The 26,490-nt window shown below is 63.4% G+C and carries 21 protein-coding genes and 1 tRNA gene; 15 read left to right on the forward strand and 7 right to left on the reverse strand.

Annotation, left to right across the window (positions count from 1 at the left end; all coding sequences use genetic code 11):
- Position 1 precedes the first annotated feature (1 nt).
- Complete coding sequence (gene sseA / locus K5658_RS16290; RefSeq protein ID WP_221064154.1) at positions 2–853, forward strand: 3-mercaptopyruvate sulfurtransferase; 852 nt, start codon at positions 2–4, stop codon at positions 851–853.
- Positions 854–1,288: 435 nt separating this feature from the next.
- The gene (locus K5658_RS16295) at positions 1,289–3,103 is read left to right on the forward strand and encodes a c-type cytochrome (RefSeq protein ID WP_246628464.1); all 1,815 of its coding nucleotides are present in this window, start codon (positions 1,289–1,291) and stop codon (positions 3,101–3,103) included.
- A 49-nt stretch (positions 3,104–3,152) separates the two neighbouring features.
- Here the strand turns inward: K5658_RS16295 and K5658_RS16300 are convergent, their stop codons facing one another.
- Entirely contained in the window at positions 3,153–4,133 is a 981-nt protein-coding gene (locus K5658_RS16300) for an MlaD family protein (RefSeq protein WP_221064155.1), read from the reverse strand.
- Positions 4,130–4,894, reverse strand: coding sequence for an ABC transporter ATP-binding protein (locus K5658_RS16305; RefSeq protein ID WP_221064156.1), 765 nt, complete (start codon positions 4,892–4,894; stop codon positions 4,130–4,132). Before K5658_RS16305 ends, K5658_RS16300 begins: the two co-directional genes overlap by 4 nt.
- 207 nt (positions 4,895–5,101) lie before the next feature.
- Between K5658_RS16305 and K5658_RS16310 the strand changes: the two genes are divergently transcribed.
- A complete protein-coding gene (locus K5658_RS16310; protein WP_246628465.1) occupies positions 5,102–6,748 on the forward strand; it encodes a HAMP domain-containing methyl-accepting chemotaxis protein in 1,647 nt (548 codons plus the stop codon).
- Between the two features lie 14 nt (positions 6,749–6,762).
- On the opposite strand, the gene K5658_RS16315 is transcribed toward K5658_RS16310, so the two are convergent.
- On the reverse strand, positions 6,763–8,268 hold the full coding sequence (locus K5658_RS16315) for a Ppx/GppA phosphatase family protein (protein ID WP_246628466.1): 1,506 nt from the start codon (positions 8,266–8,268) through the stop codon (positions 6,763–6,765).
- Positions 8,269–8,525: 257 nt separating this feature from the next.
- Between K5658_RS16315 and K5658_RS16320 the strand changes: the two genes are divergently transcribed.
- From K5658_RS16320 to K5658_RS16365, 10 genes are all read left to right on the forward strand, one after another.
- The gene (locus tag K5658_RS16320; RefSeq protein WP_221064157.1) at positions 8,526–9,455 is read left to right on the forward strand and encodes an ABC transporter ATP-binding protein; all 930 of its coding nucleotides are present in this window, start codon (positions 8,526–8,528) and stop codon (positions 9,453–9,455) included.
- Between the two features lie 6 nt (positions 9,456–9,461).
- Positions 9,462–10,226, forward strand: a complete 765-nt coding sequence (locus K5658_RS16325) for an ABC transporter permease (protein ID WP_221064158.1) — start codon at positions 9,462–9,464, stop codon at positions 10,224–10,226.
- 162 nt (positions 10,227–10,388) lie between these two features.
- On the forward strand, positions 10,389–12,761 hold the full coding sequence (gene ppsA / locus K5658_RS16330; protein ID WP_221064159.1) for a phosphoenolpyruvate synthase: 2,373 nt from the start codon (positions 10,389–10,391) through the stop codon (positions 12,759–12,761).
- A gap of 124 nt (positions 12,762–12,885) precedes the next feature.
- Complete coding sequence (locus K5658_RS16335) at positions 12,886–13,110, forward strand: hypothetical protein (RefSeq protein ID WP_221064160.1); 225 nt, start codon at positions 12,886–12,888, stop codon at positions 13,108–13,110.
- Between the two features lie 93 nt (positions 13,111–13,203).
- A tRNA-Ser gene (locus K5658_RS16340) sits at positions 13,204–13,294 on the forward strand.
- A gap of 212 nt (positions 13,295–13,506) precedes the next feature.
- The gene (locus K5658_RS16345; protein WP_221064161.1) at positions 13,507–14,187 is read left to right on the forward strand and encodes a vWA domain-containing protein; all 681 of its coding nucleotides are present in this window, start codon (positions 13,507–13,509) and stop codon (positions 14,185–14,187) included.
- A 9-nt stretch (positions 14,188–14,196) separates the two neighbouring features.
- On the forward strand, positions 14,197–15,060 hold the full coding sequence (locus tag K5658_RS16350; RefSeq protein WP_221064162.1) for a PP2C family serine/threonine-protein phosphatase: 864 nt from the start codon (positions 14,197–14,199) through the stop codon (positions 15,058–15,060).
- Positions 15,051–16,136, forward strand: a complete 1,086-nt coding sequence (locus K5658_RS16355) for a protein kinase domain-containing protein (protein WP_221064163.1) — start codon at positions 15,051–15,053, stop codon at positions 16,134–16,136. The genes K5658_RS16350 and K5658_RS16355 overlap by 10 nt, the downstream gene beginning before the upstream one ends.
- The gene (locus K5658_RS16360; protein WP_221064164.1) at positions 16,133–17,677 is read left to right on the forward strand and encodes a hypothetical protein; all 1,545 of its coding nucleotides are present in this window, start codon (positions 16,133–16,135) and stop codon (positions 17,675–17,677) included. Before K5658_RS16355 ends, K5658_RS16360 begins: the two co-directional genes overlap by 4 nt.
- A 9-nt stretch (positions 17,678–17,686) precedes the next feature.
- Positions 17,687–18,457: an OmpA family protein gene (locus K5658_RS16365; RefSeq protein ID WP_221064165.1), complete on the forward strand. Its 771-nt coding sequence runs from the start codon at positions 17,687–17,689 to the stop codon at positions 18,455–18,457.
- A gap of 48 nt (positions 18,458–18,505) precedes the next feature.
- Here the strand turns inward: K5658_RS16365 and K5658_RS16370 are convergent, their stop codons facing one another.
- The 3 genes from K5658_RS16370 to K5658_RS16380 are packed head-to-tail and all read right to left on the reverse strand — an operon-like array spanning position 18,506 to position 21,596.
- Positions 18,506–20,233: a flotillin family protein gene (locus K5658_RS16370; protein WP_221064166.1), complete on the reverse strand. Its 1,728-nt coding sequence runs from the start codon at positions 20,231–20,233 to the stop codon at positions 18,506–18,508.
- Positions 20,234–20,286: 53 nt separating this feature from the next.
- A complete protein-coding gene (locus K5658_RS16375) occupies positions 20,287–20,922 on the reverse strand; it encodes a YqiJ family protein (RefSeq protein ID WP_221064167.1) in 636 nt (211 codons plus the stop codon).
- A 2-nt stretch (positions 20,923–20,924) separates the two neighbouring features.
- Positions 20,925–21,596, reverse strand: a complete 672-nt coding sequence (locus tag K5658_RS16380) for a PspA/IM30 family protein (protein ID WP_221064168.1) — start codon at positions 21,594–21,596, stop codon at positions 20,925–20,927.
- A 343-nt stretch (positions 21,597–21,939) separates the two neighbouring features.
- Here K5658_RS16380 and K5658_RS24000 point away from each other — a divergent pair, with 343 nt between their 5' ends.
- On the forward strand, positions 21,940–24,210 hold the full coding sequence (locus K5658_RS24000) for a tetratricopeptide repeat protein (protein WP_221064169.1): 2,271 nt from the start codon (positions 21,940–21,942) through the stop codon (positions 24,208–24,210).
- A gap of 65 nt (positions 24,211–24,275) precedes the next feature.
- Here the strand turns inward: K5658_RS24000 and K5658_RS16390 are convergent, their stop codons facing one another.
- The gene (locus K5658_RS16390; RefSeq protein ID WP_221064170.1) at positions 24,276–24,938 is read right to left on the reverse strand and encodes a class I SAM-dependent methyltransferase; all 663 of its coding nucleotides are present in this window, start codon (positions 24,936–24,938) and stop codon (positions 24,276–24,278) included.
- A gap of 370 nt (positions 24,939–25,308) precedes the next feature.
- Here K5658_RS16390 and K5658_RS16395 point away from each other — a divergent pair, with 370 nt between their 5' ends.
- A complete protein-coding gene (locus K5658_RS16395; RefSeq protein WP_246628467.1) occupies positions 25,309–26,415 on the forward strand; it encodes a TIGR03118 family protein in 1,107 nt (368 codons plus the stop codon).
- Positions 26,416–26,490: the final 75 nt, after the last annotated feature.

The raw sequence follows: 26,490 nt of genomic DNA on the forward strand, positions 1-26,490 counted from the left end.
AATGCACACGACGGCAACCCCCTTGATCGACGCCGAATGGCTCGCCGCCCACCTCGACGACCCCGGCCTCGTGGTGCTGGACGCCAGCTTCTTCCTGCCCAACCAAGGCCGCGACGCCCACCAGGAATACCTCGCCGCCCACCTGCCCGGCGCGGGTTTCTTCGATATCGACGCCATCGCCGACCACGCCTCCCCCCTACCCCATATGCTGCCCGCGCCGGACTTCTTCGCCCAGGCGGCCGGGGCGCTGGGCATCGGCCCGGAAACCCTGGTCGTGGCCTACGACCACAACAGCTTCATGGCCTCGGCGCGGGTGTGGTGGACTTTCCGGGTGTTCGGGCATGAGCGGGTCCGGGTGCTGGATGGCGGCTTGGCCCGCTGGCGGGCATTGGGTTTGCCCCTGGCCGCCGGCCCGGTGGCGGCCCCGCCGCGGGAGTTCGCCGCGAGTTTCCATCCCGGTTGGGTGCGCGGCCTGGAGGAAATGCGCGGCTTGCTCGGCGACCCCACCGCGCAAATCCTCGACGCCCGCTCGCCCGGACGCTACGCGGGCACCGAGCCGGAACCCAGGGCGGGCTTGCGCTCCGGCCATATCCCCGGCAGCCGCAACCTGTTCTTCAAGCACCTGATCGACGCGGCCACGCACCGCCTCAAACCCGCCGACGCGCTGGAACGGGAATTCCGGGATGCGGGCGTGGACCCGTACAAGCCGGTGGTCGCGACCTGCGGCACGGGCGTCACGGCCTCGGTGTTGGCCTTGGGGCTTTATTGCCTGGGGAACGATGACGCGGCGGTGTACGACGGTTCCTGGACCGAATGGGGCGGACGGGACGATACGCCGGTCGACACGGACTGAAGCGGCCCGCCCAAGCCGGGGCGCGCCGCCGGACAGCGCCCCGGACCTTCCCACCATATCCCGGCCATTCCGCCATGACCGGACCCCACCCCCACAAGCGCATCATTCCGGGGCGGACCTTGCCGTCCACGATACGCTTGCTCCGTTATCGCCCTGTCCGCCTCCGCCGCGCCTGTCAATTTAAAAGCCAAATAGTATCGGTTCGCTATAGCCATGACCGGAAAATGGCGCTAGCCTAAGACCCGCGTCACTCGGACGCCGACACCGAATGGCCAGAAAGCGTGGCATCCCCTCCCAAAAGCCGCCACGCCCACCCTTCCCCAACACCCGACCACCCGCCGCGCCCCGTCCAATCGACAGCGACGCGGCGGACAGAAACATCCGGTGGAATCGCAGCGCCATTCCCAACCCCGCACTCCCGGAGGAGGAAACCCCATGCATAAGAACAAACCCGCCACCCTCGCCGCCGCCCTGGCCTTTTGGGTGGCTACGACCGCCCAGGCCGGTTATCCCGTATCCCCCATGCCCGACCCCACCGCCCCGCCCGCCTGCCACGACGAGTGGCGGCAACAACAAGACGCCCGCCTGAAGGCGGCGGACGCCTACCTCGCCAGCCAACAAGTCGCCTATCGCTGGTTCGCCGATTTCCCCTTCGGGCTGAACAGCGGCGTGCCCTTCCTCGTCCTCAAACTGCTCCCGGAACTCGCGCCCGAGCAATGGGGCGGCAAGGACAACTTCCTGGAAGCGATGGGCCTGTTCCGCGACGGGCGCAATCCGGGCTATCCCATTGCGCTGGGCATCGGCTGGACCGGCCTGGCCCGCGACGACGCCCAGGGCGCGGTGGATTATGCCTCGTTCACCTGCGGCGGCTGCCATATTGGCCGGGTACGCCTGGAAGATGGCGGCTACCGCTACCTCGACGGCGGCGTGAACACCCAGTTCAATCTGGCGCAATACCGGGTGCGGGTCGTCAAGACCCTGGACAAGGCGACGGCGGGCGCCAGCGGCCCGGAGGACAAGGTCCGCCGCGCCACCGCCGCCTTCCTCGCCGCCCTGGACCGGGTCCACGCCGCCGATCCCCATTATTTCTATAAAAACTACAGCTTCGCGGGCCGCCGCTTCGACGCGGCCTATGAGCAAAAACAAATCGAGCTGTTCAAGCGCGACGCCCCGGCCATCGTCGGCAAGTTCATGACCATCGCCGGCCTGGAACTGGCCGCCTACCAAGACCTGTTGGCGAAGAACTACCGGGGTTTCGAGGGACCGATGGTGCAGGGCTTCGGCGGCATGGCCGACGCCACCGGCATCAGCACCTCCTTCGCCTACGCCGCCCGCAAGGCCCAGGGCCAGCCGGTGAACCCCGACCTGGAATTGCCGCCCAGCCCCGGCCTGACCGATTTCATGGTGGTGTGGGAACAGGGCAAGCGCCGGGCGCATTGGAACGCCGACCATAGCCAATTGGTGGACGGCGGCGGGCAATGGAACGGCAACATCCCCATTCCCATCTACCGCAACCTGGCCGCCGAACTCACCATCGGGCTCGGGGCCGATACCGATGTCCGGGTGGGAGCCTTCGCCGAGGATTTGCTGGCGGGCTTGCCGGCCCCGGTGTATCCGTTCGCGGTGGATTTGGCGCTGGCGCAAAAGGGCAAGGCGCTGTTCCAAGACAACTGCGCCGAGTGCCACAAGCCGCATAACGGCAAGGTCTACGCCCTGGGCACCGACCTGGGCCGGGCCAGGGTGGTGAGCGAAGCCATCGCCGCCAGCGCCCGCACCAGCTTCACCACCCTGTGCCCGACCGGCAAGGAGGTGGTGCTGCCGCCGGAGGGCACCCAGGTCAAACCCTGCGCCAAGTTCGACGGCGTGTCGTTGGAGGATAAGCAATATCTGGCGATGCTCGACCCCAAGACCCAGGATGGCTACAACGCCCTGCCCTTGGGCGGGGTCTGGGCGCAAGCGCCCTATCTGCACAATGGCTCGGTGCCGACGCTCTACCATCTGCTGGTGCCGTCGGAACGGCCCAAGGCGTTCGTGAAAAGCCGCCTCGATTACGACCAGAAACTCGGCGGCTTCGCGTGGGATGCCGAAAAACCCGGCGAAGGCTATCGCTTCGATACCGGGGCGTTCCCGGCGCTGTCCAACCAAGGCCACGACAAGGATATCGTGGACGGCAACAAGACCTACCGGCTGGATTGGTCGCAGGACAAGGCCGGGGCCATGGCCTTGATCGAATACCTGAAGACGCTCTGATTCCCACCCATGCCGGGGGCGCAAGCTCCCGGCGCAGCCCGCGCCCCGCCTATTTCCCGGCCTTCCTGCCGTAGAGCAACAGTTCCGGGTTGCGCTCCAGGCTATCGGCCAACACCCGGAGCGACCGCGCCGCCGCCGCCACTTCGCGCAGGGCGTTCTCCGCCGCCGAATCCCGGCCCGTCAAATCCTCCACCGTCGCCAGCGTCCCCTGCGCCCGCACCAGGGTTTGGGTCAAAGCCTCCAGCGTCCGCTCGGTGGCGGCGGACAAGGGCACCACCCGTTGGTTGAGGTTGCGGGCCAGGGCTTGGCCGTCCTTGAGCGTACCGTTGAGGTTGGCGGCGACGCCATCGATCTTGCCATCCAAATGGCCGATGGTCCGCTGGAGTTCCACCAGGGTCCGGTTGAGGTTGGCGATGCCGGCCTGGGTTTCCGGCAAGGACAGCAAATGCTCGATACGCCGCACCGCCGCCAAGGTGGCGGCGAAGGTTTCCTTCAAGGGCAGTTCCTTCACCTGGGCCAGGGTGCCCCGCACCGTGTCCTCGATTTCATCCTTGTCGGACGCGATGGTCGGAATCTCGGGGAGGCCCTGGTCGTCGGCCCCGAGCAAACGGGCGGGCCGGTCCGGGTAGAAATCCACATCCACATACAGTTGCGCCGTCACCAGGCTTTGCATGGACAACCGCGCCCGCAAGCCCCGGTCGACCAACTCGGCCAGGCCGGGCGCGTGGCCGGGCCAATGGTTGCCGCGGACATCCGAGACCTTGCCCAGATCGATCTCGGCGACCACCGGGGTCAACACCCGGTGGTTCTGGGTGTCGTATTGCACCCGGATATCGGTGACCCGGCCTATGGGCACGCCCTTGAGCTTCACCCAAGCCCCGACATTGAGCCCATTCACCGAGCCTTGGAAATAGGCCACGTATTTCTGGCTGTGGGAAAAGAAACTGCCGCGCCCGAAGATCAGCACCAGGGCGATGGCCAGGATCGCGGCCCCCAGCACGAACAAGCCGATCAATTGAGTTTTATTCATGCCGGGCAGGATAGCGATTCGCCGCGGGTCAGGAAATCCCGCACGGCGGGATGCGGGCAATGGGCCAGGAGGTCGCGGGGATGGCCCTGGGCCAGGATGGTCTTGGTGTCGGCGTCGAGGAAGATGGAATCGGTGCCCACGCCCAGGATGCTGGCGAGCTCGTGGGTGACGATGACCACGGTGCTGCCCAGGCTATCGCGGAGGTGGAGGATCAAGTCGTCCAGCCGCTTCGCGCTCAAAGGGTCCAGCCCGGCGGAAGGCTCGTCGAAGAACAGGATTTCCGGGTCCAGGGCCATGGCGCGGGCCAGGGCGGCGCGTTTCTTCATGCCGCCGCTGAGTTCGGCGGGATAGAAGTCCTCGAATCCGGCCAACCCCACCAGGGCCAGCTTCAAGGACACCAACTCGGCGATATCCTGGGGCGACAAATCGGTATGCCCGGCCAGGGGCAGGGCGACGTTCTCGGCCAGGGTCATGGAACTCCACAGCGCCCCGCTCTGGTAGAGGATGCCCATGCGCCGCAGCAAGCGATCGCGCTGGGCGGGACCGGCCCGCCACAGGTCGTGGCCGTCGAACTCGACGCTGCCTTCGGTCGGGGGTTGCAGGCCGATGAGATGGCGCAGCAAGGTGCTTTTACCGCAGCCGCTGCCGCCCATGACGATGAAGATTTCGCCGCGCCGCACCGTGAAATCGATGCCGCGCATCACCACGAAATCGCCATAGGCCATGGTGAGGTCGGTGACACGGAGGTGGTCTTGCTGCATGGGCGGGGCGGGTGGTGGAACGGCGGATATTCTAACGCGGGGCGGGAATGCCCGCCCGGCCCCCCTTCGCCGAAAAGGCACTATATTTCACGGACAGGCCGCGTCCGGCACGGTCCGCCGCCCCCAGGCCAACCCCTTATCCCGCGCTTTAATACACGCGAAAAACGGCTTTCCCACTCGGAGCCATCGATCAAGAGGTATCCCCTTATGACGGTTTCACAACGATTAATGCTGCTGTCCCTGGCGGCCATCGTGGGCCTGGCCACCCTGGCCGGTGTTGGCTATATCCAAATCGGACGGGTTTTCACAGCGGCCAGCTACGCCGCCGTCAATACCGTCCCCACCTACCGGAGCTTCTTCGAGATGGGAAAGCACCTAGCCGACCTGCGCGAACGCTCCCTATTCCATGTCATCGTGACCGACGAGGCGGGGATGCGGGCCATCGAACCGATCATCGAGGAATCGCGGACCCAATTGGAGGAGGCCATGCGGCACTATGTCACCGACGCCTGCGATGGCTCCACCTGCATGTCGGATGAAAAAGAACAGCGGATGTTCGACAAATTCAAGGCTTTGCTGGCGGAATACGACGTCCAGCGCCTGAAGGTTTTCGAACTTTCCAAGCAAAACCGCACCAAGGAGGCCGAAACGGCGGTGCGCGAGCAATTGATGCCCTCGGTGCAAAAGCTCCTGGTGGCGGTGCAGACCGAATTCGATTACAACGCCGAACTGGCCCAGAACGCCACAAACACTGCCATCGACATTCAACGCAGCGCGACCTATCTATCCATCGCCATCGCCTTGGCGCTCATCGCCATCATCGGCGGAACAAGCTGGCTCATCAGCCGGCAACTGCTCGGGCAACTGGGCGGCGAACCCGCCCTGGCGGTCGAGATCGCCAACAAGATCGCGACCGGCGACTTGTCCATGGATATCAAACTCCGGGCGGGGGATAACGATAGCGTGATCGCGGCGATGAAGCGCATGTCCGGCATGTTGGTCCAGACCATCGGCGATGTGCATACCGCCACCCAAATCCTGGGCGAGGCCGCCACCCAGGTCAACAGCACCGCGCAAAACCTATCCCAGGCGTCCACCGAGCAAGCGGCCAGCGTCGAGGAAACCACCTCCTCGGTGGAGGAGATGAGCGCCACCATCGAGCAGAACACCGACAACGCCAAGGTGACCGACAACATGGCCACCAAGGTCGCCCAACAAGCCGTGGAAGGCGGACAGGCCGTGACCGCGACGGTGGCGGCGATGAAAAAGATCGCCGGCAAGATCGGCATCATCGACGACATCGCCTACCAGACCAACCTGCTCGCCCTCAATGCCGCCATCGAGGCGGCCCGCGCCGGGGACCACGGCAAGGGCTTCGCGGTGGTGGCGGCGGAAGTCAGGAAGCTCGCCGAGCGCAGCCAGGTGGCGGCGGGGGAAATCAGCGAACTGGCCGGCAGCAGCGTGGCCCTGGCGGAGCAGGCGGGCAAGCTCTTGGAGGAAATCGTGCCCAATATCGCCAAGACTTCCGAACTGGTCCAGGAAATCAGCGCCTCCTCGACGGAGCAATCGGTGGGCGCGAACCAGATCAACAACGCCATGATACAACTCAACCAAGTCACCCAGCAGAACGCCGCCGCCTCCGAGGAACTGGCCGCGACCTCCGAGGAAATGAACCAACAGGCCGAGCAATTACAGCGGCTGATGAGCGCCTTCAAAATCGGCGAATTCCAGCACAGCCACAGGACTCCGTCGGCCACCGCCGTTGGCGGCGAATCGGGCCGTACCCGCCCCACAACCCAGCCACCCGCAAGGCAAGCGGCCCATGCCGCCGGTTCCAACTTCGTGAAGTTCTAACGCCGGAACCGCCTTCACAAAAACGTCAACTCGATCTCCGCCGCCCCCAGATACGCCGCCTCCTGTTCCAGGTCGGCCACGGTCAGGGGATGCTCGTCCAGCCAGCCCGGCGGGAATCTGAGATCGATCCGGGCACCGCCCAGGGCGATGCGGATATCCGGCAATTCGGCGGCGTGGCGGCTGCGGTGGAGGACGATGGCGAGCCGCAGCAACAAGGCCAGGGGTTGCGCCGCCTCGTTCCAGGGCGGGTTCAAGTCTTTGATGAGCTTGGGCTGGAATTTGCGCCGGTGCAGCCGCACCAAGGTCGCCAGCAACAATTGGTCCTGCCGCGAAAAACCCGGCAAATCGGCGTTTTCCAGGACATAGGCACCGTGCTTGTGATAACCGCTATGGGCGATGTCCAAGCCGATTTCGTACAGGGTCGCGGCCCAATCCAGCCATTGCGCGGCGGTCTCGCGGTCGATGGGCCCCGCGAATGGCAGTTGCTCCAGGAACCGGCCCAAGGTTTTCTGGACCCGGCCCGCGTGGTCCAGGTCGATGTGGTAGCGCTTGGCCAGGGCCATGACCGTGCGGCCCCGGATATCGTCGTGGTGGATGCGGCCCAGCAGGTCGTACAGCAAACCCTCGCGCAAAGCCCCGTCCGACACCCGCATATGGGCGATGTCCAGGCTCTTGAAGGTCGCGTACAGGATCGCCAAGCCGCCCGGCAGGCTCAGATAGCGGTCGGGGTCCACATCGGCGAATTGCGCCTTGTCCACCTTGCCGGCGGCGAGCATGGCGTCCACCAAGGTGTGGAGTTCGCCCGTCCCGATCCCGCCCTTGCTCCAAGCCCGCCCGACCAGGAGCTTATGCACCGCCCGCAGCGTGCCCGAAGCCCCCACCGCCTCGTCCCAGGCGCCTTTGCGGAACAGATGCTCGAACGGCTCCAATTCGCGCTGGGCCGCGATCACCGCCTTCTTGAAACGCTTGGCCGTGACCTTGCCATCGGGAAAATGCTCCAGGCTCATGGAAACGCAGCCCATCCTGAGGCTTTCCTTCTGCAGCGGGGTCTTGTCGATGCCGATGATGTATTCGGTGCTGCCGCCACCGATATCCATCACCAAGCGGCGCTTGCCATCGGGCGCGAGGCTTTGCGCCACGCCCTGGTAGATCAAACGCGCCTCCTCGATGCCGGAAATGATTTCGATGGGATGGCCCAAGGCCCGCTCCGCCGCGACCAGGAACGCCCCGGCGTTGCGGGCCTCGCGCAAGGTGTTGGTACCCACGGCCCGCACACAGCCGGGGGGCATCGCCCGCAGGCGCTGGCCGAAACGCTCGACACAGGCCAAGGCCCGTTGCTGGACCTCGGGGGTCAGGCTGCGCTGCGGCGTGAGTCCCGCGCCTAAACGCACCATTTCCCGCAGGCGGTCCACCATCACCAATTCGTTGGCGCGGACCTCGGCGACGATCATATGGAAACTATTGGAACCCAGGTCCACGGCGGCGACTTGGGAGGGAAGGTTCTCGGGGGCAAAGTTCATGGCAGGCACCGGGGGTGGAAAGGGCCGAACGGAAAGCGGGATTTGCTAAAATCGCTCGCCCGCAGGGACGCGCCGCCTCGATCCAAGGCCGCCGCGGCGGCCCGGCTGGAATCCAAAGCAGGCGTCCAAAGCAAGCCCTGGACTCTAGAGGGTCGGTCCCGATGGCGGCAACGCCAGGGTTGCGGCCATGGGAACCCAGGTTCCGGGCGCGGGGGTTCCGCCATTTTCCCTAAAAAAACAGGACAACAACAACCGCGATGACCGCCATCTCCATCCACGCCCTGCGCAAGACCTACCAGAACGGACTCGAAGCCTTGAAGGGCATCGACCTGGAGGTCGAGGCGGGCGATTTCTTCGCCCTGCTCGGACCCAACGGCGCGGGCAAATCCACCACCATCGGCATCCTCAGCTCCCTGGTGAACAAAACCTCGGGCCAGGTCTCGATCTTCGGCCACGACCTCGACCGCGACAAGGAAGCCGCCAAGCGCTGCATCGGGCTGGTGCCGCAGGAGGTCAACTTCAACCAGTTCGAGAAGGTCATGAGCATCGTGGTCAACCAGGCCGGCTATTACGGCATCCGCCGCCCGGAGGCCCTGCGCCGGGCCGAGGAATGCCTGCGCCAGTTGTCGCTGTGGGACAAGCGCGACACCGTGTCGCGCAACCTCTCGGGCGGCATGAAACGGCGCCTGATGATCGCCCGCGCCCTGGTGCATACCCCCAAACTCCTGATCCTGGACGAACCCACCGCCGGGGTGGACCTCGAAATCCGCCGCTCGATGTGGGAATTCCTGCGCAAGATCAACAAGGAAGGCACCACCATCATCCTGACCACGCATTATCTGGAAGAGGCGGAAAACCTCTGCCGCCACATCGCCATCATCAACCATGGACGCATCGTCGAACACAGCCGGATGGACGACCTCCTGGCCCGGCTCCACATCAACCATTACATCCTGGAACTGGCCCAACCCCTGGAAGTCGTGCCCGAGATCGACGGCTACCGGCTGGAACTCAGCGACGAGCGCACCCTGAACGCCGCCGTCCCCACCGAACTCGGCATCCATGGCCTGTTCCGCAACCTCTCGGCCCTGGGCATCGAAGTCGTCGCCCTGCGCAACGCCGCCAACCGGCTAGAGCAGCTATTCATCGACCTGGTCGAAACCCAACGCAATCCCCCCGCCCGCTGATCCACCATGCTGCAACTCATCGCCCTGCAAACCATCCTGTTCCGGGAGATTTACCGCTTCGTGCGCATCTGGCCGCAAACCATCCTCCCGGCCGCCATCACCACCTCGCTGTATTTCCTGATCTTCGGCACCTTGATCGGCTCGCGGGTCGGGCCGATGCAGGGGATTTCCTATATGGACTACATCATGCCCGGCGTGGTCCTGATGTCGGTGGTCACCAACGCCTATGGCAATGTGGTGGCTTCGTTCTATTCCACCAAATTCCAGCGCAATATCGAGGAACTCTTGGTTTCACCCGTGTCGAGTTGGGTGATCCTGGCCGGCTATGTGGGTGGCGGGGTGGCGCGGGGCGTCGCGGTGGGGAGCGTGGTGGGCGGTATCGGGATGTTTTTCAGCCCGGTGCCGATGCTGCATCCCGAGATCGTGGCGGGGATGTTCCTGCTGACCGCGGCCTTGTTCTCGCTGGCCGGTTTCGTCAACGCCGTCTATGCCAACAGCTTCGACGATATTTCCATCGTGCCCAATTTCGTGCTGACACCCTTGGTCTACCTGGGCGGGGTGTTCTATTCGGTGGACCTGCTGCCGGGGATTTGGCGGACGGTTTCGCTGGGGAATCCCATCCTGTACATGGTCAGCGTGTTCCGCTACGGCTTCCTGGGGGTGAGCGACGTGGATATCGAGACGGGATTCCTGATCGTGACCGCGGCCATATTGGCGCTGTTGCTGTGGGCCTTGGTGCTGTTGCGGCGCGGGACGGGGTTGAAGGCTTGAGGTTCCGGGGCCCACGCCTCAGGTCTCAGGTCTCACACTCCTCCTTTCCCGTATAAACTTGGGGTGTTCGGCCCATCCAGCCACGGCGCACGAATCGCGGGGCGGTTGGGAAGCCGGGGTCCGCGCCGTCCCCGCTCCCCATCATCACAGGAGTGCCCAGCCATGAACACCTATCTCCGCGGGTTCCAAGAACTCGGCATCCACGACGTGCCCCTGGTCGGCGGCAAGAATGCCTCCCTGGGCGAAATGATCGGCCATCTCGCCGCCGCCGGGGTCGCGGTGCCCGGCGGTTTCGCCACCACGGCGGCGGCCTACCGCGATTTCCTGGCCCAGGACGGCCTGGACGAACGCATCTGGGCCGAATTGGCCCGCCTCGATATCGCCGATGTCGCCGCCCTCGCCCGCACCGGGGCCGCGATCCGGCAATGGATCGAAGCCGCGCCCTTCCCGCCCGGCCTGGAACAGGCCATCGCCGCCGCCTACGCCGAACTCGCCGCCCGTTCCGGCCCAGGGTTCTCGGTGGCGGTGCGCTCCTCCGCCACGGCGGAAGACCTGCCCGACGCCTCCTTCGCCGGCCAACAAGAAACCTATCTCAACGTCGAGGGACTCGACGCCGTGTTGCGGGCGGTCAAGCGGGTGTTCGCCTCGCTGTTCAACGATCGGGCCATCGCCTACCGCGAACACCAGGGCTTCGAGCATCGCAAAGTGCTGTTGTCCGCCGGGGTGCAGCGCATGGTGCGCAGCGACCTCGCGGCCAGCGGGGTGATGTTCACCCTCGACACCGAATCCGGCTTCCGCGACGCGGTGTTCATCACCTCGGCCTATGGCCTCGGGGAATTGGTGGTGCAGGGCGCGGTCGATCCCGACGAATTCTATGTCTACAAACCCGCGCTGGCGGCGGGCAAGACGGCGGTGATCCGCAAATCCCTGGGCAAGAAGGGCGTGAAGATGGTGTACGACCCGGAACGGGCCGTCGCCACCCTCGACACGGCCATGGAAGAAAGGCGGCGCTTCTCCCTCACCGACGCCGAGGCCGAGCAACTAGCCCGGCTGGCGGTCGTCATCGAACGGCATTATGGCCGCCCCATGGATATCGAATGGGCCAAGGATGGGCTGGACGGCGGTTTGTACATCGTCCAGGCCCGGCCCGAAACCGTGCAAAGCCGCGTCCGCCACGAGATCGAGCGCTACCGGCTGCAAGGCCAGGGCGAGGTATTGGCCCAGGGCCGCAGCGTCGGCCACAAGATCGGCGCGGGCGCGGCCAGGGTGATCCACAGCGTGGCGCAGATGGACGAGGTCCGGCCCGGCGATGTGCTGGTGACGGACATGACCGACCCCGACTGGGAACCGATCATGAAGAAGGCCAGCGCCATCGTGACCAATCGGGGGGGTAGGACGTGTCACGCCGCGATCATCGCCCGCGAACTCGGCATCCCGGCGGTGGTCGGCTGCGGCGACGCCACCCGCGCCATCCCGGCGGACACTGAGGTCACGGTCTCCTGTGCCGAAGGCGACACCGGCTATGTCTACGCCGGGAAACTGCCCTACGCGGTGGACCGCATCGACCTGGACCGGATGCCCGACCTGCCGCTCAAGCTGATGATGAACGTGGGCAGCCCCGAACGCGCTTTCGCCTTCGCCGCCCTCCCCAACGACGGCGTGGGGCTGGCGCGGATCGAGTTCGTCATCGCCCGCACCATCGGCATCCACCCCAAAGCCCTGCTCGAATTCGACCAACAAACCCCGGAACTGCAAGCCGCCATCCAGGAGCGCATCGCGGGCTACGCCGACCCCGTGGGCTTCTACGTGGACAAACTGGCCGAAGGCATCGCCACCCTCGCCGCCGCCTTCGCGCCCAAGCCGGTGATCGTCCGCACCTCCGACTTCAAGACCAACGAATACGCCAACCTGCTGGGCGGCGGGCGCTACGAACCCAAGGAAGAAAACCCGATGATCGGCTTCCGCGGCGCTTCGCGCTATGTGGCCGACGCCTTCCGGGATTGCTTCGAACTGGAATGCCGGGCCTTGAAAAAGGTCCGCGAGGCCATGGGCCTAACCAACGTACAGGTGATGATTCCCTTCGTGCGGACCCTGGACGAGGCGCGGGGCGTGGCGGAATTGTTGGAGCGCTTCGGCCTGCCGCGCGGGGTGGATGGCCTCGAATGGATCATGATGTGCGAGATTCCCTCCAACCCGCTGCTGGCCGATGAGTTCCTGGATATCTTCGACGGCTTTTCCATCGGCTCCAACGACCTGACCCAGTTGACCCTGGGCATCGACCGCGATTCCGGGCTGGTGGCGGGCGGCTTCGACGAGCGCAACCCGGCGGTGAAAGCCCTGCTGCGGATGGCCATCCAAACCTGCCGCAGGCGCGGCAAGTACATTGGCATCTGCGGGCAAGGCCCGTCGGACCATCCCGATTTGGCGCTGTGGCTCTTGCGGGAAGGCATCGGCAGCCTGTCCCTGAACCCCGATACGGTGGTGGAAAATTGGCTGTTCCTGGCTGGCGATGCCGGGACCATCACTACGTTTTAACATTAGAACCCGATAATGGTGGGTCATTTTGCCGACCAGCCCATGGCTGGATGTCGAAAGAGGTAGAAGTTTTTCGGGAAACCAAGCCCGGCCCGAGGGGCCAGGATCGATCAGGAGAATAAATATGCAAAGAACCGTTGGCTTAGTCATCGCGCTGATTCTGATATCGGGCTGCGCGGTCCCCACGAAGAACGCCAATAAGAATGATTACGATGCCAAGGAGGACGCCTTGCGCAAAGCCTATCAAGCCTGCTTGAAGAAAGCGGGCAAGGGCGCGGCGGAATGCCAGGACGAGAAGGACCGATTGCTCGAACAGATGGAATGGAACCTGTTGGACGAAAGCACCTAAACACCCCGCGCCGGGGACGGGCGAAAAAATTCACCGTCCCCAAGCTTAAAGGGCTGACAGCCACGCCGACTTCCCCTATAATGCGCGGCTCTTGGAGAGATGTCCGAGTGGTTTAAGGAGCACGCCTGGAAAGTGTGTATACGTTAATAGCGTATCGAGGGTTCGAATCCCTCTCTCTCCGCCACATCTTGATTTCACGCCATCCCTTGGCGTACCGGAAACCCGCACAGCGTAAGGCTTTGCGGGTTTTTTGTTGTATCATCCGGTTCCATGCCGTTTCACCACAGACCGCCATCCTTGGCGGTACTTTTGACGGCACCCGCCCCTCTTTCTTTCCGTACCGACGACTGGCCCCCCTTCCCGACGCTTCTCAACCATCGATCAGGAGACAGGCTCATGGCCCTAACCGCCGAATCCCCCCGCAATTTCGAAACCAAGACGATCTGTTGTTTTGTCCTGGACGTGTCCGCTTCCATGGGAGGGGATCCCATCAAAGAATTGAATCGCGGCCTCAAAAGCTTCCACGAGGAAATACAAAACAACGAAACCACCGCGCAGCGCCTGGAGATCGCCATTGTCGCCTTCGACGACCAAGTGAAGGTCGTTCAACCGCCCGAACTGGTCGATAACTTCAGTCCCACCGAACTGGTCGTTGGCGGCACCACCAAGTTGGTCGATGGCGTGCGGGAAGCCCTGCGCCTAGTGGAAAACCGCAAGCAATGGTACCGGCAAACCGGCCAGCAATACCTGCGCCCCTGGATTGTGCTCATCACCGATGGCGCCCCGGACCAGGGCCAAGACGTGCAAGGCTTGGCCCGCGAGATACGGGAAGGGATGGGCGGTAAAAAATTCATGTTCTTGGCGGTGGGCGTCAAAGGGGCGGATATGGACATGCTGCGCGGCATATCCGCCTCGCTGGAAGGACAACCGGTCGGCCCCTTCCCGCTGCAGGGGCTTAAATTCCACGAGTTCTTCGAATGGATGAGCGCCAGCATGTCGGTGGTTTCCGGTTCGGTTGAAGGCGACCGGGTGGCTTTGCCCAAGGTGGATAGCTGGATAGACGGCTTCCAGGTGTAGTGCGGCGCCATGGACGCCCCCTCCCCGGCCAGCGGAACCGCCCAAGCGGCATGGTTGCTATTGGCCCATTCGGCCATCGGTCGGCAGCACGTCAAAAACGGCGCGCCTTGCCAAGACGCCCACCGGCTCATCCCCGTGGAGGCCGGGCGCGGGGTCGCGGTGGTATGCGACGGCGCGGGAAGCGCCAAGGAATCCCAACTAGGCGCGTGGTTGGCCGCCAACCGGGCCGCGCACCTGTTCAAAGACCACATGCTCGCGACAGGCTGGCGGTTCCCCGCCGACCTCGATGAATGGCGGGCGGCCAGCCACGGCTTGATGCTGCAAACAGCCGGGTTCTTGCACCGGGTTGCCGCGGCGGCCCACCGCGAGTTCAAGGCCTTGGCCTGCACCGTGATCGTGGTGGTTTATAGCCCATGCGGCGCGCTGGTTTGCCATATTGGCGACGGTCGCGCCGCCCTGCGCGATGGCCTAGGGATTTGGCGGGCGGCGATGACGCCCTTCAAAGGCGAAGAGGCCAACCAAACGATTTTCATCACTTCGGACCTGTGGCGGGAAAACCCGGCTTTCCTGGGGTGCCACCTGTTCGAGGAACCCATTACCGGCTTTGCGCTGATGTCCGACGGTTGCGAAACCCATGCCTTCCAAATCAACCGATACGACGAGGAAAACGGGATTTATATTCAGTTGAACGATCCTTACCCGCCGTTTTTCGAACCGCTGCGGACACAGTTGCTCGAATTGCACCAACAGGGTCATCCCCAAGCCAAGCTGGATGAGGAATGGCGGGAATTCATCGAATCCGGCACGCGGGGCTTGCGATTGGAACCGGACGACAAAACCATGATCCTTGGCATTCTCAAGCCATGCCGATAGTTTATTCCCCGCGCTTCGGCAAGCTAGAGGTGGACGACCAGCCCTTCGCCAAAGGCGGCGAAGGCGCGGCGCATCGATTGACCCGACCGCCCCTGGAATTACGCGACCACTGCGCGAAACTCTATTTCGACAAATACCGGACCAAGGAGCGCCGCAAAAAACTCGAATTTATGGTACGGAATCCACCCTCCGATCTGCGCCGCGAGCGGCTCATGGTATGTTGGCCGGTCGATATATTATTTGATGGCCCCCGCCGCGGCCGGTTTCTCGGCTTCTTGATGCCGCTGGCGTGGCCGGATAGCGCCTCGCTTTACGGAGCCTGCCTAGCCAAACCGGGTCCCAAATCCCCGCCATGGCTCGCCGCCAAATTTGACCGGGTCACCCCGGCGGGGCGCACGGCCCGTTTGAAGCTTATCGTCAATATCGCCGGTGCCTTGCACAGCATCCATGCGACGGGTAATTACGTGCTGGTGGATATGAAGCCACAAAACATCTTATTCACCCATGACGCCAAGATAGCCATTGTCGATTTGGATTCGATACAAATCATGGACAACCAAAATATTTTATTCCGGGCGCAAGTGGCAACGCCCGAATATACCCCACCGGAAGCCACCACCCTCAAACCAGACAGGGACCGCATCCCGGAATCCTGGGATAGGTTTTCGATGGCCGTTATATTCTATCAGTTGCTACTGGGATTGCACCCTTACTCCGCCAGTTTCAAGGGGGATTACATGGATGTCACCACCCCTACCCAAGCGATCCAGCAAGGGTTGTTCGTACATGGTAGGAAACGGCATGACCTGCATGCGCTCCCTTCCCCCCACCTGGATTTCGACCATCTCGACCCAGCGCTTAAAGATTTATTCATGCGGGCGTTCGATAAGGGGTTCCGCCGTCTGAGATTGCGCCCCTCCGCCAAGGATTGGGGAGAGACTATTTACGGTTTACTCATGGCTACGGCCCCGCCCACGGTGGATCAAACCTATTTTACGCCACAACTCGAACAGCTATTAAAAAAAGGGATTCATTCCATACAGTTGTTTATCCAGTATTTGGCAACCACCCGATGAGCATCGAAACCGCTTTTATTATTGCTTGGGTTTCGGCAATATCCTTATATGCCTCATTTTATCTCATCACGCTACATCAGCATTGGCAAAAAATCTGCCTGGATTTAAATACCCATAAAATCCCCGCTTTGGATAGGCACCGCAAAACCATAGGCAGGCATCACGGCCTGACTCGAAACACTAGTTTCGTCCGAACAGCGGACTTCGTCAATCTACAAAGCATATCCGAGGACGCCGACCTTAACCTACGGTTCTATTTGGCAATGCCGAGTTTTCTTGTCGGCTTGGGGGTATTGGGAACATTCATTGGCTTCTCTATGACCCTATGGTCGATTGATAATATTTTGAGCAATGCCGACCCCACCGCGGGCATGAAACAATTATTCACCTCGGTGAAAGCCGCGTTCCTGACCTCCGTGGCCGGAATGTTCTGGTCCCTGATGTTTTCAAAATATGAAAAAATTGTTTTCAATAATCTTGAGCAAAAAATCCAAAGCCTATGCGTCCGCTGGGATACACAGTATTATAAATCCCACGATGAATACATCAGGGATATTATGTTCTCGCTCAGCACCAATCTTGAGACTAGATTGAAAGATAGCATTGAAAGCGGATTCAAGGCTATCGCGGGCAATATCGAAATCCTATTGAAAGCACCAACCGACGCATTAAGAAACCAAGCCCAAAGCCTCAAGGAGCAGTTGTCTGCCTGGGAGAAATCCATGCATGAATCGACAAGGCAAGTCAAAACCCTACTAGACGGCGTGGAGGATAGAATGAAATCCGGCATAGACGCTAGTTTCAGGACTATCGCGACCAACCTGACGGACTTGCTGAAAGCGCCAACCGAAGCGCTAGCCGATCAATCCGATAGTTTGAAAAGTCAATTGAAAAACTGGGAGACCTCGCTTTATAGGCAAATACAAACCCTCCAAACCGCCACCAACAACATAAAATCGATTCTGGACCAGATAGATCATCGGATTGTGCTTATTAACGACCATATCCAATCCATCGATATCGAAGCGCAGGCGCACTCCCAAAAATGGACGGACGCTTTTAAAGCCCAAGCCAATGCGCTACAACAACAAGCGCAATCCGCCGACAATATCCGGGATAGCCTAGCCGGTATCCCCGCCATGTTTTCCCAGTTTGATGGCATTCTAGATGCCTTGAATAACATGGTCCATCCACTCAGCCGAGCCGAAGCCGCCTTAACCCAGGGTGCCCATAACTTGTCCACCTCCGTGAACACCATTAACCAATGGGCACCCGCAACTTTGCAGCAACTTAACGGAAATACCCAAAACCTTCGTCAAGTTGTAGATGCATTGGAACAAACCATAGTCCGTGAAAATACGGAACTGCGGGCGTCCATCAATGATTTGAAACCGGTTATAGATAGCCTAATCAACGACTTTGACGATTCCATAGAGGAACGTTTGCGGCGCACCAACAAGCTTTTGGAGGCATATTTTAAGGAGATTGATAAAATCGCAACCAGCATCATGCGTGTTTATACCAGCCCCACAAAACCATGATGCGCCACCATGAGCACCGACGATCATAATGTATATTCATTATCCATCGCGGACGCGATGGCGGCCATGATGCTAATTTTCACATTGGTACTGTTGGCATTAATGCTGCACCGGGGAAATATGAAAGAGAAGGATGCTGAAATCGCCAGGCTGCGCGACCAATTCAAAGAGGTCGGCAACTACTTCAGCATGAAGGATAAAATATACGACGCGTTGATTTCCGAATTTTCCGGTGACTTGAAAGAATGGAATGCGCGGATTGACAAAGGCACGTTGGCATTTATTTTGGAGAACTCCAAGAATGGCTTTGATCCGGGAAAATCCGATATTCCATTGGAGTTTCAAAATATGCTGAATCAGTTTGTACCCCGCTATTTAAATGTCATCCGCAACTTCAAGGACAACGTCTATGAAATCCGCATCGAGGGCCATACCTCCAGCGAATGGAGTAACAAACTATCGGAATGCCAAATAGAGGCCGACAGCGAATTGTGCAAAAAAACAACCTACCTTAAAAACATGGCCCTCTCTCAAGACCGCGCCATGTCGGTTTTAAACCATATCCTCCTAATGGATACCATACAAGAGGCTGGTTGGGTGCGCTCGAAAATAACCGCCATCGGACTATCTTCCAGCCATTTGCTATGCGGCGAGAAGAAAACGCCCTGCGCCAACCAACCGTGGGAGCAAGAAAACAGGGAAGCGTCCAGAAGGGTTGAATTCAGCATCAGGACGGATGTGGAAAGCAAGATCAAGAATATACAAAACACAAAAAACTGAGCGATGGCATAACCGGCCAAAATCCTTATAATTGCGCCACGCCCACCGCTATGGCCCTCGGGGATGCAAGGTTTTCCCATCCTTCCCCGCGGCGTCCGCATCGACCACCCCCTGCGCCAAGCCCGCAAGACTCCCCCCCTTCATCCCCAAATCATTCAGCAAGGCATCCACCAAGGGCTGCTGCGCCCGGTAGCTCAAGGCCGCGCTTACCGCCTGCTCGGCCAGATTGCCGCCCCCGCCGGGATTGCCGCCCTCGCCGCCCCCGGCCACCCGGCCCAACCCATCGACCTGGATGATCTTGATGCCGTCGATCCGCTGCATAGGCTCGACGCTCTTGGCGATGATGCCCGGCAGGGCTTGGATCAAGGCCAGCCTGACCTGCATGGCGATCTGCTCCGCCGATAAGGTGTTGATGGCCTCGTTGATCTGGCGCTTGCCCATGGCCTCCACCTCGTAGGCCACCCGGTCGGCTTCCGCCTTGGTCTTCACCGCTTCGGCCTGGTCCTCGGCGGCTTGCTTCTGCGCCGAGGCGGCGATCTTCACGCCGATGGCCTGTTGCTCAGCCTCGCGGCTGGCCTCGACCAGGGCGATGGCCTTGTCGCGCTCGGCCACGGCGGTCTCGCGGGCGGTCTTCACCGCTTCCTCGGCGGTGACCGCCTCGGCCCGCGCCTTGTTGGCCTGGGCCTCGGCCTGGGATTGCTCCTCGGATTTCCGGGCGATGGACACCGCCTTGTCCTGCTCGGCGATCTGCATCACCTTCTGCTGGTTGATGCGGGCCACTTCGACCTGTTGTTGGGCGTCGATTTCCTTCTGCTTGATGAGCCGGTCGCGCTCCACCTCGGCTTCCTTGACCTGGCGCTCGGCGGCGATGCGGGATTGGTCGATCTGCTGTTGGGAAGTGATCTTGGCCTGTTGCGCCTCGCGGTTCTTCTCGGCTTCGGTGGCGGCGATCAGGGCGGCTTGTTCGGCGCGGGTCTTGGCGACATTGGCCGCCTGCTCCGCTTGTTGGCGGGCGATGGCTTGTTGTTGTTCCAGGCGCAGGAATTCCTGCTGGCGGTCGATCTCCAGTTTCTGCTGTTCGGCGGCGAGGTTCTTCTGGCGCACCGCCATCTGGGTGTCCTGCTCGATCTCGTTGCGCTCCTTGCGGCGGCGCTCGGTCTCCTGGGTCAGGCGGGTCAAGCCCTCGGCGTCAAAGGCGTTGTTGGGGTTGAAGAATTCCTTGCCGGTCTGGTCCAGGCTGGTGAGCGACACGCTTTCCAGTTCCAGGCCGTTCTTGAGCAAATCCTCGCTGACGGCGTTCTGCACGCCCTGCACGAAATCCTGGCGGGCGTCCTGCAATTGCTGCATGGTCATGGTGGCGGCGGTGGCGCGCAGCGAATCGACGAACTTGTCCTCCACCAATTCCTTGAGGGCCATGGGGTCCAGGGTGCGCTGGCCCAGGGTCTGGGCGGCGTTGGCGATGGCCTCGGCATTGGGCATGACCCGGACGAAGAACGCGGCGACGATATCCACCCGTAGCCGGTCCTGGGTGATGAGGCTGGCGTTGCCGCCCCGGTGGACTTCCAGCTTGAGGGTGTTCATGTTGACCGGGATGGTGCCGTGGAAGATCGGCAGCACCAAGGCGCCGCCGTCCATGACGACCTTCTGTCCGCCCAGCCCGGTGCGGACGAAGGCGACCTCCTTGGAAGCCCGTTGGTATAGGCGCGATAGCACCAGCCCGATGGCGAGCAATCCGACGAGGCAGGCGGCGATGAGGATGGAGATTTCGACCAGCATAGGGGGTCTCCGGGGATATCGTTGAGGGAGGGGGAAGCGGCGGCGGAACCGGGTTAGGACCCGAGCAAGCCGGGCCGGGGATTGGCGATGGCGCGGAACCGGCTACCCCCGGCCCGCCGCACCAGCAAAACTTCGCTGCCCGCCGCGAATTCGGTGTCGCCGTCGTCCGGTTCCACCATGACGTAATGGGTACGGCCCAGGGCGTCCCGCACCCGCGCCTGGGCGGGCCGACCCAAGCGGGCGGTGCCGGTAACGACGATGGCGATGCGCCCCGCCAATTCGTCCAGCGACACCGCGAAGGTCTCGTCCTTGGGCAGGATCCGGCCCAAGGCTCCGCCCAGGGTCCGCACGGCGGGCACGGCCAGGACCACCGCCCCCGCCGCCACCAGCGGCAAGGGCAGGAACCCGCCGAACCAGCGCCGCGCCATCATCTGGGCGGCGAAGCCGACCACGCCGAACGCGGTGAGGAACACGATCAAGAGGATGGTCAAGGGCACTTTGCCGAGATGCAGCCAACCCAACCAGCCGTCGGCGTCGGGTCCGTGGAGGTCGGGCAGCCAATGCTCGGCCCAACCGGACAGCCCGCCCTGGCCCAGCAACAAGCCGAGGCTCTCGACCACGGCCAGTCCCAGGACCAAGCCGATGGCGGCGGTGAACAGCCAAGTGGCCGGATCGAAGAACAAGTCCATGCCTAGCCTTCCCGCCGGGCCTTGAGTTGGGCGAGGCGGGCTTCGATGGCGTGGTCGCGGGCCAGTTCGGCGAGTTCCTTGAGCTTGGCCGCTTCCGCCGCGTCGGCCCGCGCCGCCGCCGGGACCACGCCGGTTTCCCGCGCCAAGACCCGCCCGAACACGGCTTCGGCCTGTTCCACCCGGCCCGCGCTGGTGTCCGCGCCGCCGCCGACCGGTCCGCGTTGCTGGGCGGCGCGGGCGGCGATGAAGTCGCGCAGGGCGTCTTCCATATCGCGCTTCTTGGCTTGCAGGGCCAGCAGATAGCTTTCCAATTCCTGGCCATCGCGGACGGCATCGGCGATGGCCTGGTCCAGCACCGGCTTCTGGGCCTCGATATCGAGCTGCTTGGCGATGCCGGCCCGCGATAAGCCGTCCTCGCCCCGCTCCACCGCCACCGCGATTTGCGCCGCGAGTTCGCCGTGCCGGGTTTCCAGCCGGGCCAGATGGGATTCCGCCAGATGGCGGTGGGCCAGCGCCTTGCCCAGTTCGGCGCGGACTTCGTCCATGGCCAGGTCCACCTCGCGGATGGCCTGGGCCATGGCCGCTTCCGGCGCGGCCTGCTCCATGGCGTCCAAGAGCGCGTGCAGGCCACCGCCGACGATGCGGGTGACGCGGGTCGAAATCGATTCTTTCATGGTCGGTCCTCCTGTCGTGGGAAAACACCGGGTCGGCGACGGCTCGCGCCAAACCCGGTTAAGCATAGCGCCGTTCCGGCCGGAACCCCTGGACTTGCCGCCCATTCCGGCCCTTTGGGATAGGGCGATGAATCGCTTTCCAAGCGTTGGCCATTCCGGCAAGTATGCCGAAATCCAGCACGGGGACGTGGAAACATCCAACCCGCGGCATCACGGGCGATCCTCCCTGGCCTGGATCCCGGCGCTATTCGGCGATGCCGATGGCGGGCGTCCACACCCAGCCGGTAAGATGAACCGACCGGCCCCTCCTACAGGCCCGAACCTTCCCGACCATGGAGACGGGATGCCCACGAAATACACCCGTTTCTTCTGGCTGCCGGTCGGGGCGCTCGCCCTGGCCGTGATCTTGGCGCTTTACTGGGCGGTTCCAGGCCAGCGCGGCCCGGCCCCGAATCCGCCCCCAAGCCCCAGTGCCTCCCCCGCCCCGCCGGGGTTCGTGGGCCGCGCCGCCTGCGCCGCTTGCCACGCCGAACAGGACCGGCTCTGGCGAGGCTCGCACCACGACCTCGCCATGCAGGTGGCGGACGAGCAAACCGTGCTGGGGGATTTCGACGGGGCCGGATTCACCAAGGATGGCGTCACCTCCCGCTTCTTCCGCCGCGACGGGCGTTTCTGGGTCAACACCGACGGGCCGGACGGAAAGCTGGCCGATTTCGAGATCCAATACACCTTCGGCTTCACCCCCCTCCAGCAATATCTGGTGGCACTGCCCGGCGGACGGCTGCAAGCCCTGTCCATCGCCTGGGATTCCCGCCCCCAGGCCCAAGGCGGCCAACGCTGGTTCCACCTCTACCCCGGCGAGAAAATCGACCACAACGATCCCTTGCACTGGACCCGGTTTTCCCAGAACTGGAACTACATGTGCGCCGAGTGCCATTCGACCCACTTCCAGAAGAACTACGACCCGGCCAGCCATGGCTATCAAAGCACCTGGTCGGAAATCGACGTGTCCTGCGAAGCCTGCCACGGTCCCGGCTCGCGGCATGTGGCCTGGGCCGGGAGCAAGGACGGGAACAATCCGCCGGACGATGGCACCCTGGGCTTGGTCTTCCATTTGGACGAACGCCGGGGCGTCCACTGGACGATCGATCCCGCCACCGGCCAGGCCACCCGCAGCCAGCCCCGCGCCACGGCCCAGGAAATCGAAACCTGCGCCCGCTGCCATGCCCGGCGCGGCCAGTGGTTCGCCGATTATCGACACGGCCAGCCCTTGCTCGACACCCATCTGCCCGTCTTGTTGCAAGCCGGGCTTTACCATCCCGACGGCCAGATCGACGGCGAGGTCTACGAATACGGCTCCTTCCTGCAAAGCCGGATGTACCGGGCCGGGGTGACGTGCGGCGATTGCCACGAACCCCACAGCCTCAAGCTCCGGGCCGAAGGCGACGGGGTTTGCCTGCAATGCCACGCCGCCGGGAAATACGCCAGCACCGGCCACCACCATCACCGCGAAGATTCGCCCGGCGCCCGCTGCGTCGAGTGCCATATGCCCGCCAAGACCTACATGGGGGTCGATCCCCGCCGCGACCACGGTTTCAGGATTCCCCGGCCCGCCCTCTCGGCCAAGCTGGGCACGCCCAACGCCTGCGCGAATTGCCATGAAAAGCGGCCCGCCCGCTGGGCGGCGGACCAGTTGCGCCGCTGGTACGGGCACGATCCCCAGGGCTATCAAGCCTATGCCGAAGCCTTTTCCGCCGCCCGCCGGGGCGGGGTGGAGGCCGAAGCCGGACTGGCCGCCCTGCTTGCGCACCCGGACCAACCCGCCATCGCGAAGGCCACGGCGGCGGCGGAATTGGGCCGCTGGTTAAGCCCCGATTCCTTGCCGTCCTTGCTGGACGCCCTGGACCATGCCGATCCGCTGGTGCGGGCGGGAGCGCTGCAAGCCTTGGAACCCTTGCCGCCGGAACAGCGCTGGCAGGCCGCCCACCGCTTGCTGCGCGATCCGGTCCGGGGAGTCCGGGCGCTGGCGGCGGAAACGCTGGCCGGTATCCCGACCGATCAGGTGCCGCCGGAAGACCAAGCGGCCCTGCACGCAGCGGGCGCGGAATATCTCGCCTCGTTGCGGCTCAATGCCGACGAGCCGGGGGCACAGGTGAACCTGGGGAATTGGCACGCCGCGAAGGGCGAGATGGCGGCAGCCGAACGCGCCTACCGCGAGGCGCTGAGGCTCGATCCGGGTTGGGTGCCCGCCTATGTCAATCTGGCCGACCTGTACCGGCAGACGGAGCGGGATGCCGAAGGCGCGGCGTTGTTGCGGGAAGGGCTTCTCCAGCAGCCACGGGCGGCCGCCCTGCATCACAGCCTGGGCTTGCTGGAAATCCGCCGCCACGACTTGGCGGCGGCGCTGGTCTCGCTCAAGCGGGCGGTGGAACTGGCCCCCGGCGACACGGCGGTGAGCTATGTCTATGCCATGGCGCTGGACAGCGCGGGCCAGCACCGCGCGGCGGAAAAGGTGGTCGAAGCGGGCTTGAAACAAGCGCCCGGCGACCGCGCGCTGGGCCAACTACGGTCGCTTTGGAAGGCGGCGGGGCCGTCCTCCCAGACAAGGCCCTGAGGCCCGACCCCGCTGGCGACAGTGGCGGGCGACGTCCCGGACTCCACCGCGCCCCGGTTCGCCGGTCAAAGCTTCAGCGCCAAAGTCAGGCCATCGGCCAGCGGCAACAGGCTGGGCGCGACCCTGGAATCGGCGTGTATCTTGGCGTTCAGGGCGCGCAGGGCCAGGGTGTCCGGGTCGCTGACGGCGGGATCGGCCACCTTGCCGCCCCACAGCACATTATCCAACAGCAGCAAACCGCCGGGCCGCAGCAGATCCAAGGCCCGCTCGTAATAGGCGTCGTAGCCGGTCTTGTCGGCATCGATGAAGGCGAGGTCGTACCGCCCCGAATGGCCCGCGGCGATCAAGCCGTCCAGGGTCTCCAGCGCCGGTCCCAGCCGGAGGTCGATCTTGTCCGCGACCCCGGCCCGTTCCCAATAGCGCCGCGCCACCTGGGTATATTCCTCACTGATATCGCAGGCGGTGATCCGCCCCCCCGGCGGCAGGGCCAGGGCCAACCGGATCGAGCTATAGCCGGTGAACACGCCGATTTCCAAAAGGTTCTTGGCATCGGTCAAGGCCACCAACAGCGCCATGAACTGGCCTTGTTCGGGGGCGATCTGCATACCGCCCCGCGGATGCCGGGCGGTTTCCTCGCGCAGTTCCCGTAAAACCTCCGGCTCCCGCAGCGAGTTGGCCAGGAGGTAGGTGTAAAGGGCGTCGGTGACCGGGACGGTTTTATTGGACATGGCTGGGTTCCGAAAAAAAGTGGGGGGATGGGTCCGGGAGGGGTTGGGCAATATACATGGCGCACCCGCTACGGCCCTGCCATCCTGCCCGTTCCTACCCCGCCCGTCCATACGCCTGTTTTGCCGGGAATCAAGCGCAGGAGCGCTCCACCCCCCTTCACCGCGCAGTGGATCGCCGGACGTGCTCCTGCCCCGGCGGGAATCGCCGCGGAACCCGCGAAGGCTCCGTCCGGCAAAGAAAAATCTTTCCCGCGATGAACCTTCCCGTGCCTGGCCGAGATTCACGGGTTGCCAGTTTGAACAAGCTTGGCCCCACCCCACAGCCCGAGGGGCGGATGTTCCGCTTACCCAACCCATGGAGATTCCACTCATGACCGCTATTTCCATCCGCACGGCCCCCAAGACCTGGAAGCGCGCGCTGAGCGCCGCCGCGCTCGCTTTCGCCATGCCTTCCATCGCCGACGACAGTATTGGCGGCGGCGGCAGGTACACCGTCACCGAACTCGTGGGCGACCAGGCCGGGCACGGCACCGTCGATCCCCACCTCGTCAACGCCTGGGGCATCGCGTTCAACCCCAACGGATATGTTTGGGTCGCGAACGCCGACACCGGCACTTCGACGCTGTACGACGGCAACGGGGCCATCGTTCCCTTGGTTGTCTCCATCCCCGCCCCCGGAGGGGCGGGCCTGGGCAGCCCTACCGGCATCGTATTCAACGGCGACGCCTCGGCCTTCAAGGTCGGCGAGGGCGGTTCCCAGGCGGCGGCGGCTTTCTTGTTCGCGACCGAGGAGGGGCTCATAGCGGGCTGGGCCCCCGCGGTGGCCCCCACGAACGCGACCGTGGCGGTCGACAATTCGGCGGCCGGGGCCATCTACAAAGGCCTCGCCTCGGCGGCGGACGGCAACCGGCGCTTGCTGTACGCGACCGACTTCCACAACGGTAAGATCGACGTGTTCGACGCCGCCTTCAACCCGGTCAGCCTGCCCGCGGGGGCTTTCATCGATCGCAAGGTTCCCACGGGCTTCGCGCCCTTTGGCATCCAGGCGATCAACGGCGATATCTACGTGACCTACGCCAAGCAAGACGCCAACAAAGAAGACGACGTGCCGGGCAAGCATCTCGGCTATGTGAGCGTGTTCGATGCCGGCGGCAAGCTGATCCGGCACCTGGTTTCCGGCCAGCAACTCAACGCGCCCTGGGGCATGGCGATGGCCCCGCAAGGCTTCGGCAGGTTCGCAGGCCGGCTATTGATCGGAAATTTCGGCGATGGCCGCATCAACGCCTTCGACGCCGCCAATGGCGACTTCAAAGGCACCTTGCGCACAGCCGACGGCAAGGCGCTGGGCATCGAGGGACTGTGGGGTTTAAGCTTCGGCAACGGGTTGAAAGGCCAATCCGCCGACGCCTTGTTCTTCACCGCCGGACCCGGCGACGAAGCGCATGGGCTTTATGGCCGCATCTCCGCCGCGCCTTGATCGTCGTGGCGCTGGCGGCCCGCCGCCAGCGCCCGGTTCCGGTGGTTGGTCCGCGCGGCGCGGGCGGGCGGGCGA

Source organism: Methylomagnum ishizawai, assembly GCF_019670005.1.
GTDB lineage: Bacteria > Pseudomonadota > Gammaproteobacteria > Methylococcales > Methylococcaceae > Methylomagnum > Methylomagnum ishizawai.

Excerpts from the sequence above, each read along its gene's own strand:
- sseA (WP_221064154.1), top strand. The coding sequence starts at position 2 with ATGCACACGACGGCAACCCCCTTGATCGACGCCGAATGGCTCGCCGCC.
- K5658_RS16295 (WP_246628464.1), top strand. The coding sequence starts at position 1,289 with ATGCATAAGAACAAACCCGCCACCCTCGCCGCCGCCCTGGCCTTTTGG.
- K5658_RS16300 (WP_221064155.1), bottom strand. The coding sequence starts at position 4,133 with ATGAATAAAACTCAATTGATCGGCTTGTTCGTGCTGGGGGCCGCGATC.
- K5658_RS16305 (WP_221064156.1), bottom strand. The coding sequence starts at position 4,894 with ATGCAGCAAGACCACCTCCGTGTCACCGACCTCACCATGGCCTATGGC.
- K5658_RS16310 (WP_246628465.1), top strand. The coding sequence starts at position 5,102 with ATGACGGTTTCACAACGATTAATGCTGCTGTCCCTGGCGGCCATCGTG.
- K5658_RS16315 (WP_246628466.1), bottom strand. The coding sequence starts at position 8,268 with ATGAACTTTGCCCCCGAGAACCTTCCCTCCCAAGTCGCCGCCGTGGAC.
- K5658_RS16320 (WP_221064157.1), top strand. The coding sequence starts at position 8,526 with ATGACCGCCATCTCCATCCACGCCCTGCGCAAGACCTACCAGAACGGA.
- K5658_RS16325 (WP_221064158.1), top strand. The coding sequence starts at position 9,462 with ATGCTGCAACTCATCGCCCTGCAAACCATCCTGTTCCGGGAGATTTAC.
- ppsA (WP_221064159.1), top strand. The coding sequence starts at position 10,389 with ATGAACACCTATCTCCGCGGGTTCCAAGAACTCGGCATCCACGACGTG.
- K5658_RS16335 (WP_221064160.1), top strand. The coding sequence starts at position 12,886 with ATGCAAAGAACCGTTGGCTTAGTCATCGCGCTGATTCTGATATCGGGC.
- K5658_RS16345 (WP_221064161.1), top strand. The coding sequence starts at position 13,507 with ATGGCCCTAACCGCCGAATCCCCCCGCAATTTCGAAACCAAGACGATC.
- K5658_RS16350 (WP_221064162.1), top strand. The coding sequence starts at position 14,197 with ATGGACGCCCCCTCCCCGGCCAGCGGAACCGCCCAAGCGGCATGGTTG.
- K5658_RS16355 (WP_221064163.1), top strand. The coding sequence starts at position 15,051 with ATGCCGATAGTTTATTCCCCGCGCTTCGGCAAGCTAGAGGTGGACGAC.
- K5658_RS16360 (WP_221064164.1), top strand. The coding sequence starts at position 16,133 with ATGAGCATCGAAACCGCTTTTATTATTGCTTGGGTTTCGGCAATATCC.
- K5658_RS16365 (WP_221064165.1), top strand. The coding sequence starts at position 17,687 with ATGAGCACCGACGATCATAATGTATATTCATTATCCATCGCGGACGCG.
- K5658_RS16370 (WP_221064166.1), bottom strand. The coding sequence starts at position 20,233 with ATGCTGGTCGAAATCTCCATCCTCATCGCCGCCTGCCTCGTCGGATTG.
- K5658_RS16375 (WP_221064167.1), bottom strand. The coding sequence starts at position 20,922 with ATGGACTTGTTCTTCGATCCGGCCACTTGGCTGTTCACCGCCGCCATC.
- K5658_RS16380 (WP_221064168.1), bottom strand. The coding sequence starts at position 21,596 with ATGAAAGAATCGATTTCGACCCGCGTCACCCGCATCGTCGGCGGTGGC.
- K5658_RS24000 (WP_221064169.1), top strand. The coding sequence starts at position 21,940 with ATGCCCACGAAATACACCCGTTTCTTCTGGCTGCCGGTCGGGGCGCTC.
- K5658_RS16390 (WP_221064170.1), bottom strand. The coding sequence starts at position 24,938 with ATGTCCAATAAAACCGTCCCGGTCACCGACGCCCTTTACACCTACCTC.
- K5658_RS16395 (WP_246628467.1), top strand. The coding sequence starts at position 25,309 with ATGACCGCTATTTCCATCCGCACGGCCCCCAAGACCTGGAAGCGCGCG.